The sequence below is a fragment of the Arsenophonus apicola genome (genome assembly GCF_020268605.1).
In the GTDB taxonomy this organism is placed as follows: domain Bacteria; phylum Pseudomonadota; class Gammaproteobacteria; order Enterobacterales; family Enterobacteriaceae; genus Arsenophonus; species Arsenophonus apicola.
This window is the reverse complement of record NZ_CP084222.1, coordinates 729,143-744,759: the sequence shown is the minus strand read 5'-3', so window position 1 is coordinate 744,759 and position 15,617 is coordinate 729,143. Positions and strand designations below refer to the sequence as shown.

Genomic DNA, 15,617 nt, shown 5'->3' with positions numbered 1-15,617 from the left:
TATGGTTAACTGCGATAATAATCATATACAACATCAATTTATTTTTTAATATTTACTCGCTGTTAGTTATAGTTTAATTGAAAAAAGATTGCTAATGGTGTGATTTATTATCATATGTGAATTAAAAATAGATAAAAAAGGTTTTTTATGACTTATGCTTTAGAGCTGCTCCAGCTTACAAAAACCTATACTGGTGGTGTGAAAGCATTAACCGGGATTGATTTACAGGTTGAGGTGGGTGATTTCTATGCCTTATTAGGACCTAATGGTGCAGGTAAATCAACGACCATAGGTATTATCAGTTCATTAGTCAATAAAACGAGCGGTAAAGTGAGAGTGTTTGGCTACGATCTAGATAAAGACGTGGTGAATGTAAAACGTCAGTTGGGTTTAGTGCCACAAGAATTCAATTTTAATCCATTTGAAACAGTAATACAGATAGTGCTGAATCAAGCGGGTTATTACGGCGTCCCGCGTTCATTAGCCTTATCTAGAGCAGAGATGTATCTGTCGCAACTGGCTTTGTGGAACAAACGTGATGAGCCTGCGCGAGACCTTTCTGGGGGTATGAAACGGCGTTTGATGATTGCTCGCGCATTAATGCATCAACCCAAACTATTAATTTTGGACGAACCCACTGCAGGAGTAGATATTGAACTGCGTCGTTCAATGTGGAGTTTTTTGAAGACCTTAAACGCGCAAGGCACCACCATTATTTTAACTACCCATTATCTGGAAGAAGCGGAAATGTTGTGTCGAAATATTGGTATTATTCAATATGGAGAATTGATTGAGAATACCAGTATGAAAAAACTACTCAATCAGTTGGAGTCAGAGACGTTTATTTTTGATCTGGCACCAAAGAGTAGGATTCCGACATTAGAGGGTTATAAATTCAGGCTGCTGGATACTTCAACCTTAGAAGTTGATGTACTTCGCGATCAAGGCCTGAATGGTTTATTTAGCCAATTCTCTGAGCAAGGGATACAGATAACCAGCATGCGTAATAAAGTAAATCGTTTGGAGGAACTATTTGTTGGTTTAATGAATAAACAGCATCCACTATCGATAAAGCAAGGAGAAAATAGATGATTCAGCTCTACTGGGTAGCGATGAAAACCATCTGGATCAAAGAAATAACCCGTTTTGCGCGAATTTGGGTACAAACCTTACTACCGCCGGTGATCACCATGTCACTCTACTTTATTATTTTTGGTAGTTTAATTGGTGCAAGAATTGGCAACATGGATGGCGTGAATTACATGCAGTTCATTGTTCCTGGTTTGATTATGATGTCGGTGATCACAAACGCTTATGCAAATGTTTGTTCCTCTTTTTTTGGGGCAAAATTCCAAAAAAGTATTGAAGAATTGTTGGTTGCACCCGTTCCTACCCATATTGTCATAATGGGTTTTGTTGGCGGTGGGGTTGCCCGAGGAGTATTGGTTGGTCTGTTGGTTACCCTGGTTTCGTTATTTTTTGTTCCATTACATATTTATTCATGGTGGATGGTAATTATTACCGTATTAATGACGGCAATTTTGTTTTCATTAGCTGGGTTAGTGAATGCGATATTTGCTAAAACATTTGATGATATTAGTATTATTCCTACCTTTGTTTTAACACCATTAACTTATTTAGGCGGTGTTTTTTATTCTTTGTCTCTTTTGCCAGAGTTTTGGCAAATGGTATCTAAACTTAATCCGATCGTCTATATGATCAGCGGATTACGTTATGGATTTCTTGGCATCAGTGATGTTGCAATATCGATTACCTTATCAGTATTAGTGATTTTTATTGTTATTTTATATGCCATAACGTGGCACTTAATTGAAAAAGGACAAGGATTAAGAACATAATTATTCACGTATAGTGTGATAAATATATAGGATCGGATTGGCGCTATTTTTTAGCGCTTCTGCTGTATTATCACTATGTTAGCCGTTATAAATTTTTAGTTTTTTCAATAGTACTTGTTGGTTTTGGCGAATGCTAAGAGCTTGCGATAGCGGGTCATGTGGTCAACCCCCATTTTTCCCTGTGTTATCGCCGCTAAGTTATTTAGATTTTAAGCATCAGCCAAATACCCGCGTTAACAAATTCATATCGCCAATAGAATTATTAGCTAAGTTACCATAAAGTCAGCCCATTTTTAGCAACCAGCAGCAATCTATCACTAAGCAATTCACCATCGGGAAAGCGTAGCTCTGGGGCAATTTCTGCTAACGGATAAAGCATAAATTCCCGTTCTTTAAGGCCATAATGGGGAATAGTTAAGTACGCTGTCTGGATAATTTGTTGACCGTATAACATAATATCCAAATCGAGAGTTCTTGGCCCCCAACGATCGCCTTTACGGATTCTACCATGCATTAATTCAATCGATTGGGTATGTTCAAGTAGGGTTGCGGGCAATAACTCAGTGTCTAATGCGATAACGGCATTGAGATAATCAGGTTGCCCTTGTGGCCCCATAGGTTTAGAGCGATAGAAGGAAGAAACAATAACCGGCTTGGTATTGGGTAATTGATGCAATTCTCTAATGGCACTTTGTGCTTGTTGTAAAGGGTCATTTAGATTGCTGCCAATGGCAATATAAACACGCTCCATCTTTAATTAACTCGGTTGTTTTTTATCGGTTTACGGTTAGTATGATTTCGGCGATGCGACCAATTACGACGATGAGTTGGTATATTACCTAACTCCGAGACCATTTCTTGTTGTAGTCTATTATTTGCTTGTTGAAACTCAGCCCACCAATGAGCCAGCTCTTCTAATTCCCGCCGCTGCTCTACGTTGGCGCGTAGTTCTAGCAAATCAAACGCAGCGCGAAATTTTGGATGTTCAAGTAGCTTATCTGCTTTTTTCCCTTGGCGCCGTGGTAGTCGCAATTGTAGCTGCCAGATATCGCGCATTATTGAAGTAAGCCGTTTAGGGATAGCGATAGAACGGCATTGCTCATCAAGGATATCATTCATTGCGATAGCAAAGGCTTCGTAATAGGGTAATCCACTTTCCTGAGAAAGCCTTTCAGCATGTTCTACCAGTGGATACCATAACATGGTGGCAAATAAGAATGCAGGATTAACACGTTTGTTATTCTTTATTCGATAATCAGTATTTTGCAGTACCTGATTAATGATAAGCTCCATCGGTGAATCATCATTGGCGGTGAAGTGTCGTTCAACTAGCGGAATTAATGATTGAAAAAGATTATAACGTTTTAATTGTTGATAGGTTTGATAACCTTGACCAGTCTGAAGTAATTTGAGCGACTCTTCAAATAGACGTGCTGATGGAATGTCTTTTAATAAATAGGCCAGTTGTGGAATAGGCTTGGCAGTTTCGGCATCGATTTGCATATTTAGTTTACAAGCAAATCGAATAGCACGCAGCATCCTAACGGGATCTTCTCGATAACGGATTTTGGGATCACCAATTAAGCGGATCATGCCATTTTTTAGATCTTCAAATCCACCAACATAATCACGTAGGGTAAAATCGTTAATTCTGTAATATAGACTATTGATGGTAAAGTCGCGACGAATGGCATCATCTTCGATGTTACCGAAAATATTATCCCTTAGTAACATACCACTTTGTGCTTGATGAGCCAGATCCTTATTATTAGTATCAGTTTGTTCATGCGAACCACGGAAAGTGGCAACTTCGATGATTTCATAACCAAACATGATATGCGCTAAACGGAAACGGCGTCCGACTAGACGACAATTACGAAATAATTTGCGAATTTGTTCCGGTGTTGCATTTGTGGTAACGTCGAAGTCTTTAGGTTTTTTACCTAACAGTAAATCTCTGACACTACCTCCGACCAGATAGGCTTCATAGCCAGCATTATTTAGACGATAAAGAACTTTCAGTGCATTATCACTGATGTCTCTTCGCGAGATAGGATGCTTATCTCGTGGAATTATGGCTATTGAAGTATTTATAGCAGAGGCGGGTGTAGATTTATCTGCTAATTGAGTACTTTTAATGGTTTTTGTACTCTGATATCTTTTTGTTAGTAAAGCTTTTACCTTAGTCTTGGACTTAGTCTCAGTCGCTGAACTATCATAAGATTTCTGTTTACTTCGATTATTTTTTTCTTCTCGTATCAATAAATTACGACAGAAATTGGCTACCCGGGTAAAAATAATACACCTCGATATCTAATGCGATTTTAGTTAAAAAAGTAAATACTAATAATTAATCATATCTTATAGGATTTTTTTTGAGAATGCCTAAGTAGGATAAAAATTGCTAATTAATCATAATTTGTAACAATTCTGCCGCTTGGTTGAATGCTATCTAGTTGCCAATGTTGTACAGCTTGGCTCAGTAATTGTTCAGTACTAAGGTCTTGCCAATTCATAATAGTTGTTTGTGATAAAAAATTTAGTGCATCAATTAAAATAGGCCTCGGATCGTTCATAGGTAGCGGCGGAGTATGATTTTGTTTAGAAAGTTTATTATGAGAACGATTTAATACTAAAGGTAAATGCACATAATCGGGTACTGGAAAAGCGAGATGGTGATAAAGAGAAATTTGTCTAACCGTTGGCGCAATGAGATCAGCGCCACGAACAACTTCGGTAATACCTTGGTCATTATCGTCAATAACGACAACAAGATTGTAAGCAAATAAATTATCTTTTCGCACAATAATGAAGTCTTCTTCCGCCAAAGCACGAGGCGCTACATAATCACCTTGTAGTTGATCATAAAAACGATAAACTGGTTTTGACTGGATTATTCTCAAAGCTGCTGCAGAAGAAGATAAACCAAGATTGCGACAATGTGCATCGTAATAACCACCGATAGCATTAATACGTTGACGTGTACAACGACAATAGTAGCAGCCATCGCACTGCTTTAGCTGCGCTAAAATGTCATGGTAAATATCATGGCGTTGTGACTGATAGATGATTTTACCATCCCAATGTAAGCCATAATGCGCTAACGTTTTTAAAATGCGTGAAGCCGCACCTGGCACGACTCTAGTTGTATCGATGTCATCAATCCGGACATACCATTTTCCTTGCTTTTTTTTGGCTTGTAGGTAGCTACCAAGCGCTGTAACTAACGAGCCAAAATGCAGATCACCTGTGGGGGACGGAGCAAAGCGTCCAATATAGGCTGGAACTTTAGTAATTATTGAATGACTCATTGATTATCAAAAGGATAAGGTACACTTTTGTGTACCTTATTTTTATGGAGTAAGATTATTGGCTAACCCGCCATCTGTTTTTCACGTAATTCAGCTAATGTTTTGCAATCAATACACAAATCAGCTGTTGGACGAGCTTCTAAGCGGCGGATGCCAATTTCAACTCCACAGCTTTCACAATAACCAAAATCTCCATCATCAATTTTTTTTATCGTCTTCTCGATTTTTTTAATCAACTTACGTTCGCGATCGCGATTGCGTAACTCAAGGCTAAATTCCTCTTCCTGTGCCGCTCTATCAACGGGATCAGGGAAATTAGCTGCTTCATCTTGCATATGACTTACAGTGCGGTCGACTTCATCTCTGAGTTGATTGCGCCATGCTTCGAGAATAGCCCTAAAATGTTTGAGTTGGGCTTCGTTCATGTATTCTTCGCCTGGCTTTTTTTGGTAGGGCTCTACCCCAGCGATGGCGAGAATGCTTAAGGACGAGGTTTTAGGTTTTTGCCCTTCTTGCATAATGCTTCTCCTACACACGCAATATTCATAAAGAACCCCACAAGGGGGAAAAACTAAGGCCGCTATAAATAACAGAACACTCTATACTTGGCAATGGTTCTTACAATTCGTTTTACTGTACCCGGGTAATGCACGTGTTCTCTGCCTATTTTGTAAGTAAAACGAATTTTGCCTAAAAGAATATAATAGCTTGGTTTATTGAATAAAGGGTATTTTTTTATCCATTGATAGCCCTTTTTCTGATATTTTAATCTGATAGCAGAGTATTTCAATACCAATATTTGTTGCTTGCCGTAAGAGAGCAGCATAATGACAATCAATATGGCTTGCAACGGACATTTTCTTTATACCACTATGAAGTACGGCAAAGAACAAAACTGCTCTTTCGCCTCGTTCAGCTATCAAGGATAGTTCACGTAAATGTTTTTGCCCTCTGATTGTAACAGCATCAGGAAAATAACCGATATTGTTTTCTAGTAAGGTGACTGATTTTACTTCAATATAGCAATTAACCTGCTGTTTTTTGGTTAGTAGAAGGTCGATGCGACTATTTTCGTCACCATATTTCACCTCTCGGCTAATGTTATCATAATCGGATAATTCCGGAATTTTATTTTCTACTACAAATTGACTAATAAGATCATTTGCTCGATGAGTATTAACACAAATCCAATCGCCAGTTTGTGTTTGCGTCAGTTCCCAACTATGTGGATATTTTCGCATAACATTGTTTGATGTTGAGTACCAAACCGTATCTCCAGGTGTTGCACAGCCTGTCATGGCGCCTGTATTGGCACAATGAATGGTTAGTAATTTACCTGATGGTGTAATAACATCAGCGAGAAAACGTTTATAACGCTTTACTAACTGGGCTGATTTTAGTGGCGGAAACCGATACATTGGTAACTACTCCAGTAGTGATAGATGCGGCTAAAGACAACAGTAATGCTACAATGTTTAGCACTATAAGTTAATAATTGTTGCTTTTAAATATAAATTGGTGGATAGATAGTGTTCATTAAATGGGATCTTGGTAATAACGGTCACTATCAGGATATAAAACTACTAGGTAGCGGATGTTGATTATTGAATTATGATAAAATCTTGTTTTAATGAGATATATGAAAAAAATATCTGTAAGTTATGATTAAGATCTTGGGCTAATAATAAACGACTAGTAAATAAAGATTAATTTTATACCATGTTTGACAAAGATAATTATGAACCTATTGGGCGCAGATCTAAGAAAAAGCCCACTGGTAAAAAATCAAAATCTCAGCAAAATAATCGCTTAGACAACTATGATTATGCATATGAAGATATTGATGACAACGAGGAAGAAGAACTAATGGCAAATAAAGACAATAAGTCTCGGCCAGCTAAAAATAATAGATGGCGTTGGTTTTGGTTGTTTGTCAAAATTGCCATCGTCTTGGCACTGTTAATTGGTGTCTATGGTATCTATTTATATCAGAAAATTAGTGAACGTCTTGATGGCAAAGTTTGGGATCTACCGGCAGCTGTTTATGGCCGAATGGTTAATCTTGAACCAGGGATGAATTACAGTAAAGAAGAGATGATCCGATTATTAGATGGCATGCAATATCGTCAGGTCAATAAAATTACTTTACCTGGTGAGTATATTGTTAAAAATAATACGATTGAGATGTTACGCCGGCCATTTTCCTTTCCTGATCAAAGAGAAGAACAGATTTTAGCTAAATTAAGTTTTGAACAAGCTCGCCTCACTAATATTACTAATATGGAAAATGGTCGTTCATTTGGTTTTTTTCGGCTTGATCCAAAACTTATCACTATGATGCAATCGGCTAACAATGAGCAACGCTTAGTTTTACCGAGAGAAGATTTCCCAGATTCTTTAGTCAAAATATTACTTGAAACCGAAGACCGGCATTTTTATGAACATGACGGAGTAAGTATTTATTCTATTGGACGTGCGGTTATTGCTAATTTAATGGCCGGGAAGACTGTTCAGGGTGGTAGTACGCTAACCCAGCAATTAGTTAAAAACTTATTTTTAAGTAATGAAAGAACGTTAATACGTAAAGCCAATGAAGCTTATATGGCGATTTTAATGGATTCTCGCTATAGCAAAGAACGTATTCTTGAACTTTATCTAAATGAAGTTTATTTAGGCCAAAGTGGCGATGAACAAATTCGGGGCTTTCCTCTTGCCAGTCTCTATTATTTTGGTCGTCCAATCGATGAGCTGAGTATTGATCAACAAGCATTATTAGTCGGTATGGTGAAGGGCGCATCACTATATAATCCATGGCGTAACCCTAAACTGGCCCTTGAGCGTCGTAATTTAGTGTTAAAGCTGTTGGAAACGCGCCAAATTATCGATCATGAAATGTATAATATATTGAGTGCTCGTCCTTTGGGCGTTAAATCCAGAAGTGGTGTTTTAACACCTCAACCCGCCTTTATGCAGCTCGTTCGGCAAGAATTAACTGAAAAATTGGGTGATAGAGTGAATAACCTTTCCGGTGCTAAGATTTTTACTACCTTAGATCCGGTCTCGCAGCAAGCGGCTGAAAATGCTGTCGAGCATGGGATAGCCGATTTACGCAAAACTCGTAAGTTGCCTGATCTTGAAGGGGCTATGGTGGTCGTTGACCGTATTAATGGTGAAGTTCGCGCTATGGTCGGCGGCTCGCAACCACAATATTCTGGTTTTAATCGAGCGTTAAATGCTCGCCGCTCAATTGGTTCATTGGCTAAGCCCTCGACTTATCTCACCGCATTAAGTGAACCGGATCGTTTTCGTTTAAATACCTGGGTACCAGACGAGCCAATTAGCGTCAAATTTGATAACCAAATATGGGAACCAAAAAATTATGATCGCCGCTTCCGGGGGCAGGTCATGTTAATTGATGCCTTGGCCAGTTCGTTGAATATCCCGACGGTAAATATTGGCTTGAGCGTAGGCTTGGAACAGGTTAGTAAAGTATTGGTACGTCTTGGCGTGCCAAGTGATGCGATAGAAAAAGTGCCCGCTATGTTATTAGGGGCATTGAACTTAACGCCAGTGGAAACGGCGCAAATGTTTCAAACCATCAGTGGTGGAGGCAATCGAGCGTCATTATCGGCATTGCGTTCTGTGATCGATGGTGATGGCAATGAGCTTTATCAAAGTTATCCCTCTGCCGAGCGGGCAGTTTCCCCGCAAGCAGCTTATCTAACACTGTATGGTATGCAACAAGTAGTAGAGCGGGGAACATCTCGTTCATTAATGAATAAATTTGCTCAGTATCATTTAGCTGGTAAAACGGGCACAACCAATGATCTACGCGATAGTTGGTTTGCCGGTATTGATGGCAAGGAAGTGGCAATCGCCTGGGCGGGTCGTGATAATAATGGGCCGACAAATCTTACTGGTGCAAGTGGTGCATTACAACTATATCGTCGTTATTTAGAAAACCAAACCCCTCTGGCATTGGATAATCGCCCACCAGAAGGAATTACGCAGATGCGAGTGAATACTGATGGTAGTTTTAACTGTGCAGATTGTGGATATCGTATTCTGCCAGTATGGACCGAGGATCCTCAAGCATTATGTCAGCTAGGGATACAATCGTTGAAGCCAAACTTGAATTTAAATGAGCAGCAGACAAATAGTAATGATGCGCCAGCTTGGGTAAAAGAGATGTTTGGACACTAATAAAAAGTGGGTAAACCGGCGCTAGGTTAAAAATGGGTGCCGGTTTTTTATGCTTTAATAATAATTATTGCATCTTGTTAAACGCATTTTTTGCTGCTTTGATTGTGCGCTCAATATCTTCATGACTATGCGCAACGGACATGAAACCGGCCTCAAATGCTGAAGGGGCTAAATAAACGCCTTCGTCTAACATTAAATGAAAGAATTGCTTAAATTTCTCAATATCACATTGCATAACATCTTGGTAGCAATTAACTTGTGGTGCAGTTGTAAAAAATAGACCAAACATGCCGCCAACATGATTAATTATCAATGGGATCCCCGCTTGTTGCGCTTTTTCTTGTAAACCGTTTGCCAGTTGTGTCGTCAGCTCTGTTAAGCGTTTATGGGTATTGGGTTTAGCGACTTCAGTTAGGCAAGCTAGGCCTGCTGCCATGGCTAATGGGTTGCCTGATAATGTGCCAGCTTGATAAATTGGCCCTATTGGTGCGAGTTTTTCCATCAGTTCGCGGCGGCCACCGAATGCGCCAACAGGCATGCCACCACCAATTATTTTGCCTAAACAGGTCAAATCAGGTTTAACTTGATAATGTGCTTGCGCGGCACCTAAGGCTACTCGAAAGCCGGTCATGACTTCGTCGATAATCAGTAACGCGCCAAATTGATCGCATAAGGTACGCAGGCCGGGCAAGAATTCAGCCTCCGGTAGAATACAATTCATATTACCTGCTACTGGCTCAACAATGATACAAGCGATTTCTTGCGGATATTGGGCAAAAGTTTGCCGTACAGAATCTAAATCATTAAATGTACAGGTAAGCGTATGTTTGGCAACATCCGCAGGGACGCCAGGAGAATTAGGTTGACCGATGGTTAGAGCACCTGAGCCCGCTTTAACTAATAGGCAGTCGGCATGTCCATGATAGCAGCCTTCAAATTTAATAATTTTATCTCGCCCTGTATAGCCGCGAGCGAGTCTTATGGCACTCATCGTGGCTTCTGTGCCTGAATTTACCATACGTACCATTTCGATGGATGGAATAAGTTGATTAATAATTTCTGCCATCTCTACTTCAATGGCGGTAGGGGCACCAAAACTCAGACCATTTTCTGCTGCTTGGATGACTGCTTGCTTAATTACAGGGTGATTATGACCTAAAATCATCGGTCCCCAGGAACCGACGTAATCAATATAAGCCTTACCATCAACATCATAAATATAAGCGCCGTTAGCTCGCTGAATAAATAATGGATAACCGCCAACACCATTAAACGCTCGTACGGGCGAATTGACACCGCCAGGAATAAATTTTTTAGCTTTTAGGTAAAGTGTTTCAGATTGACTCATTAAATAACTCCAAGCATTTGTCCAGCAGAAATTTTTGCCATATCTTAAAGCAGTATTGCTAGTAAACCAAATAGCAAATTTAGTGGGAATTTTTTAAAATCAGTTAATTTAGGCTGGATCTTGAATCAATTGGCCGGCTGTTAGATAATTATCCCTTGTCCAGTGAAGTATTGATGCTTCCTGCGTCTATTGATTGGCATGTCGGCCTGGAGTTAGAAATGAGTAATGATACTGCATTGCCTATACAGTTTACTGATGCTGCAGCAAATAAAGTTAAAGCGCTGATTGCGGATGAAGAAAATCCCAATTTGCGTTTGCGCGTCTATATTACTGGTGGAGGCTGTAGTGGTTTTCAATATGGTTTTACCTTTGATGATAAAATGAATGAAGGGGATTTAACGATTGAAAAGCAAGGCGTGGAATTAATCGTTGATCCGATGAGTTTACAGTATTTGGTTGGTGGTTGTGTTAATTATATTGAAGGATTAGAAGGGTCACGGTTTGTGGTTACTAATCCAAATGCGAAAACAACGTGTGGTTGTGGTTCTTCATTTAGTATTTAATCGCTTAACCTTACTAAGGGTAATTGATAACCCTTAGTATGAAGGTGCTATTTTAACATGCCGAAAAGGTTGTTAATCGCTCATTTACTGCTTTGGCTTAAGTTAGCTAAATTGGCTAACATTGCTTGCACCATTAGGCTTGATTGACGAGCTGCGACGGGTAAAAATTCCTCAAAAGAGAGATGAGACTCTTTATCAGCGACATCAGAAATTGCACGTACAACAACGAATGGGATACCAAATTGATGACATACATGACCAATTGCAGCCCCTTCCATTTCAACTGCGATGGCCTCAGGGAAAGTTTGGCGAATATAGGTTAGCTCTTTAGCACCATTAATAAAGCTATCACCGCTACAAACCAAACCGCAAACCGCATGTAAATCCAATTTTTCAATACATTTTTCGGCCAGCGTTATCAATTTTTTATTCGCATTAAATGAGGCCGGACATTGTGCCATTTGGCCAGGTTGGTAACCAAAGGCAGTGACATTGACATCATGATAGCAAACCTGGCTGGAGACCACGATATCACCAACCTGCAAAGTAGGTACTAACCCGCCGGCGGAGCCAGTATTAATAATAAATTCAGGCGCAAAATGTTCTATTAGTAAGGTTGTTCCTATTGCCGCCGAAACTTTACCAATGCCTGATTTTAATAATGCGATATCAAGATCATCAAATTTTCCGCAATAGATTTCGCAGCCACCCCGTGAAAATGTAGACTGAGCATCAATTTGCTCACGCAATAATGCCACTTCTTGCTCCATTGCACCTATTATCGCAACTTTCATTGTGTCATACTCACCGTTGATTAATTAGACATGTTGTCAGATCCGTGCCATTTTAACATTGAACACAAAAAAAAGTTAACTCTGTCCATTAGTTGGGGATATTTCATCATCAGGAGGGGAAATGTCCAAGATTGATTTTAGGCAAAAGCTCAATTTTCTGCGTAAATATAGTGATTACAATGTTGATACCAAGAATGAGGAACAAGTTAATCGTCAATTTGAAAGCGATCGGGGACGCATTATTAATTCTGCAGCCATACGTCGATTACAACAGAAGACGCAAGTCTTTCCTTTAGAACAAAATGCTGCGGTTCGCAGTCGTTTAACCCATTCATTAGAAGTGCAGCAAATTGGTCGTTTTATTTCAAAGACCGTAATCAGTCAATTAAAAAAGAAGAAATTGCTGGCAACTTATGGTCTGTCTGAGCGAGTTGATGCGTTTGAAAGTTTGATTGAAATGGCGTGTTTGATGCATGATATTGGTAACCCACCTTTTGGCCATTTTGGTGAAGCAGCCATTAAGAGCTGGTTTTCAACATTACTTGACGCGGAATTTATTTCTACTAAATCAAAGGCTAATGATCAGTGCCAGATTAATTTTCTTCAGTTAAAAAATGAACCTAACAAGGATTTGCTTCGTAGCCAATTGCGTAAAGATCTCTGTCAATTTGAAGGTAATGCCCAGGGACTTAGGATGATCCATCAATTATTAAAATTGAACCTGACTTATGCCCAAATTGGATCAATTTTAAAATATACCCAAGGTGCTTATCAACTGGATGAAATTCCTAAAAATTTTGATTATTTAACCAAAAAACCGGGTTATTTTTGGTCGGAAGATAGTTTTATTAAAGAGTTGTACCGTCAATTGGATATGGAGCCATATTGTCGTTTCCCGCTTTGTTACATAATGGAAGCGGCAGATGATATCTCTTACTGCATTGCCGATTTAGATGATGCGGTCGAAAAAGGTATTTTTAGTGTTGATCAATTGTTGGAATATTTACGGCAAGGTTGGTTGGAAACAGGTAAAAAAGCAAAAGGTGACTTATTTGAACAGACGGTAGAAAAAGCTTATAAAAGTATTAATCACAATGAAACTAGGCGTAGCAAGCAAGATCAATTTTTTATGTATCTTAGAGTTAATATTATTAGTAAATTGGCATCCTATAGTGCCCATCGTTTTATTAAACATTTAGCTGAAATTTATGCTGGAAGTTTTAATAGTGCCTTATTAGAAGATAAAAGTGATGAACATCATCTATTGGAGGTATTGAAAGGTGTTGCCTATAAATATGTATTTACTCATCACGAAGTTGAACAATTAGAATTACAAGGTTATCGAATAATTAGTGGCTTACTAAATTTCTATCGTCCTTTATTATTAATGCCACGCGCCGATTTTACTCAGCTTTATCAAGATAGATATCATAAGAAATATTTCATCGAAACCCGCCTATTGCATAAATTATCAACTAAACATTGTTTGGCTTATGGAGAAGCGATTGAAGGAATTTGTACAAATGATGAGATAGAAAAAGATATATTAGAATTTTATTATCGAGCTCGTCTTATACAAGACTATATTAGTGGTATGACTGATCATTACGCTTATCAGGAATATCGAAAATTTACGGTGAAAAATTAAAATCAAAATAAGCATTGCTTGAATACATATTGGGAAATATTTTGAGTAATGCTTTAGACTATGTCTATTAATTAAATATACATCTAAAATTTGTTAAGAGAAAAACGTTTTGAGTTTGAAGATAATCGTCATTTAAATTTTTCTATTTATCTAATCAAAGTGATTTTGATAATATTAATTATTAAAAATTATTATTAAATTAGTTATAACATAAATTAGAAATTGAAATTTAAATAAACTTTATTATGTTATAAAGTTATAACATTATTTGACAATATTATCGTGGTTTATTTTTTTGGAGAATTTGTTGCCTTGTTTTTAATTTTTATTTTTTTACAAAAATAAAAATATCTATTGTTTTATTCCTTTAAATTACAAACAACTAACATTTAATGGTAGATAATTTACATCAATTGCTTTGATATGTGATACTATTCTTCATCTCTCATTGAGAAAATGAATAAAGTAAATTTAATTTTCCTCAATATATGAGATGGCAGTTTCTTTAATTAATAGACTAACAAAATTTTACACCTTAATGATATGGTACAATTTTATTCTTCCAGGCAGCGTAAAGTTAAGCCCGATAATTTGACAGTAATAGCTGAAAGTCTTGACGCTCAGGGCCAAGGTGTCGCGCATTATCAAGGAAAAACAATTTTCATTACTAATTTACTTCCAGGTGAGCAAGCACAAATTCAACTTACGGAAGATAAAAGACAATTTGCCAAGGCAAAAGTAAGCAAACGATTGACTGATAGTCTTGAGCGGGTGGTGCCGCTTTGTCGTCATTTTGGCATCTGTGGCGGTTGTCAACAACAACATGTGACGCCAACTCTTCAACGTGCGGCTAAAGCCAGTATATTAGAATATTTATTTCAAGGAGCAACGGGAAGAACGGTAAAATCATTGCCGGTTATCGCAGGCATTGAGTATGGATATCGCCGTAGAGCGCGGTTTGGTCTCCACTACCAACAGTCAGAACGTCGTTTACAAATGGGATTTCGCCAAAGCCAATCAAATGTGTTGGTAGAACTGAAAATGTGTCCTGTATTACAACCAGAACTAGAAAAATTATTACTGCCTGTTGCTGACTGTTTAAACAAATTGGCAGCAGTTAAACACTTAGGACATGTTGAGCTTGTTAATGCGGATAACGGTGTAAGTGTTATCTTACGTCATCTTAAACCGTTAGTTACTGATGATAAAATGTTATTAACTGCTTTTGCCAGAAGCTATGATCTCAATGTTTATTTGGTCGACAATAGTGCTAATCGGCTTAAACTTGTTAGTTCAGCAAGTAATGATAGTGATCCTTATTATTCTATTGAGAATATGAAATTGACATTTGATCCGCAAAATTTTATTCAAGTAAACCCCGAAATCAATAAAAAAATGGTTGCTCAAGCGTTGGATTGGTTGGCGCTTGAGCCGAAAGATAGGGTGTTGGATCTATTTTGTGGCATGGGTAATTTTACCTTGCCCATCGCACGTCATGTTCATTCTGTTGTTGGTGTTGAAGGCGTTGCTGAATTGGTAGCGCAAGGGCGTTATAACGCTAGTTTAAATCGATTAACTAATGATGAGTTTTATCAAGCTGATCTTGAGTGTGACATAGATTGCCACCCTTGGGCAAAAATGGGTTTTAACAAAATTTTATTAGATCCTGCCCGTGCTGGGGCTATAGGCGTAATGCCACATATTATCAAATTTAAGCCAGAACGGGTTGTCTATATCTCCTGCAACCTAACGACATTAGTAAAAGATAGTAAACAATTACTTACGGCCGGTTATCAACTTATAAGTGTCAGGATGTTAGATATGTTCCCGCATACTAGTCATCTTGAGTCTATGGCACTTTTTTGTCGCGATTCAAGCAAATAGGCAAGGA

General features: G+C 38.3%; 13 protein-coding genes. 6 read left to right on the top strand and 7 right to left on the bottom strand.

The genetic code is table 11. The features are described from left to right. The first annotated feature begins 147 nt into the window (after positions 1-147). Positions 148-1,092, top strand: coding sequence for an ABC transporter ATP-binding protein (locus tag LDL57_RS03205; RefSeq protein WP_180560620.1), 945 nt, complete (start codon positions 148-150; stop codon positions 1,090-1,092). Continuing rightward, a complete protein-coding gene (locus tag LDL57_RS03200; protein ID WP_180560619.1) occupies positions 1,089-1,859 on the top strand; it encodes an ABC transporter permease in 771 nt (256 codons plus the stop codon). The genes LDL57_RS03205 and LDL57_RS03200 overlap by 4 nt, the downstream gene beginning before the upstream one ends. Positions 1,860-2,130: 271 nt before the next feature. Here the strand turns inward: LDL57_RS03200 and folK are convergent, their stop codons facing one another. The 5 genes from folK to sfsA form a co-directional block, all read right to left on the bottom strand. After that, positions 2,131-2,610, bottom strand: a complete 480-nt coding sequence (gene folK / locus LDL57_RS03195; protein ID WP_180560618.1) for a 2-amino-4-hydroxy-6-hydroxymethyldihydropteridine diphosphokinase — start codon at positions 2,608-2,610, stop codon at positions 2,131-2,133. A 2-nt stretch (positions 2,611-2,612) separates the two neighbouring features. Then, positions 2,613-3,953, bottom strand: coding sequence for a polynucleotide adenylyltransferase PcnB (pcnB, locus tag LDL57_RS03190; protein ID WP_225507457.1), 1,341 nt, complete (start codon positions 3,951-3,953; stop codon positions 2,613-2,615). A gap of 314 nt (positions 3,954-4,267) precedes the next feature. After that, positions 4,268-5,170: a tRNA glutamyl-Q(34) synthetase GluQRS gene (gluQRS, locus tag LDL57_RS03185; protein WP_180560617.1), complete on the bottom strand. Its 903-nt coding sequence runs from the start codon at positions 5,168-5,170 to the stop codon at positions 4,268-4,270. 62 nt (positions 5,171-5,232) lie between these two features. Next, a complete protein-coding gene (gene dksA / locus LDL57_RS03180; RefSeq protein WP_180560675.1) occupies positions 5,233-5,688 on the bottom strand; it encodes an RNA polymerase-binding protein DksA in 456 nt (151 codons plus the stop codon). Positions 5,689-5,883: 195 nt separating this feature from the next. Then, positions 5,884-6,588, bottom strand: a complete 705-nt coding sequence (gene sfsA / locus LDL57_RS03175; RefSeq protein ID WP_180560616.1) for a DNA/RNA nuclease SfsA — start codon at positions 6,586-6,588, stop codon at positions 5,884-5,886. A gap of 301 nt (positions 6,589-6,889) precedes the next feature. Between sfsA and mrcB the strand changes: the two genes are divergently transcribed. Continuing rightward, entirely contained in the window at positions 6,890-9,373 is a 2,484-nt protein-coding gene (gene mrcB / locus LDL57_RS03170; protein ID WP_180560615.1) for a bifunctional glycosyl transferase/transpeptidase, read from the top strand. Between the two features lie 64 nt (positions 9,374-9,437). Here mrcB and hemL read toward each other — a convergent pair whose 3' ends face one another. Continuing rightward, entirely contained in the window at positions 9,438-10,721 is a 1,284-nt protein-coding gene (gene hemL / locus LDL57_RS03165) for a glutamate-1-semialdehyde 2,1-aminomutase (RefSeq protein ID WP_180560614.1), read from the bottom strand. A 218-nt stretch (positions 10,722-10,939) separates the two neighbouring features. On the opposite strand from hemL, the gene erpA reads away from it, so the two are divergent. After that, the gene (gene erpA, locus LDL57_RS03160) at positions 10,940-11,284 is read left to right on the top strand and encodes an iron-sulfur cluster insertion protein ErpA (protein ID WP_180560613.1); all 345 of its coding nucleotides are present in this window, start codon (positions 10,940-10,942) and stop codon (positions 11,282-11,284) included. 80 nt (positions 11,285-11,364) lie between these two features. Here the strand turns inward: erpA and mtnN are convergent, their stop codons facing one another. Further along, positions 11,365-12,078 carry a 5'-methylthioadenosine/S-adenosylhomocysteine nucleosidase gene (mtnN, locus tag LDL57_RS03155; protein WP_180560612.1) on the bottom strand — a complete coding sequence of 238 codons (714 nt, stop codon included), beginning with the start codon at positions 12,076-12,078 and terminating at the stop codon, positions 11,365-11,367. Between the two features lie 121 nt (positions 12,079-12,199). Here mtnN and dgt point away from each other — a divergent pair, with 121 nt between their 5' ends. Beyond that, positions 12,200-13,726 carry a dGTPase gene (gene dgt, locus LDL57_RS03150; protein WP_180560611.1) on the top strand — a complete coding sequence of 509 codons (1,527 nt, stop codon included), beginning with the start codon at positions 12,200-12,202 and terminating at the stop codon, positions 13,724-13,726. A 543-nt stretch (positions 13,727-14,269) separates the two neighbouring features. Further along, positions 14,270-15,610, top strand: a complete 1,341-nt coding sequence (gene rlmD, locus LDL57_RS03145; RefSeq protein ID WP_180560610.1) for a 23S rRNA (uracil(1939)-C(5))-methyltransferase RlmD — start codon at positions 14,270-14,272, stop codon at positions 15,608-15,610. Positions 15,611-15,617: the final 7 nt, after the last annotated feature.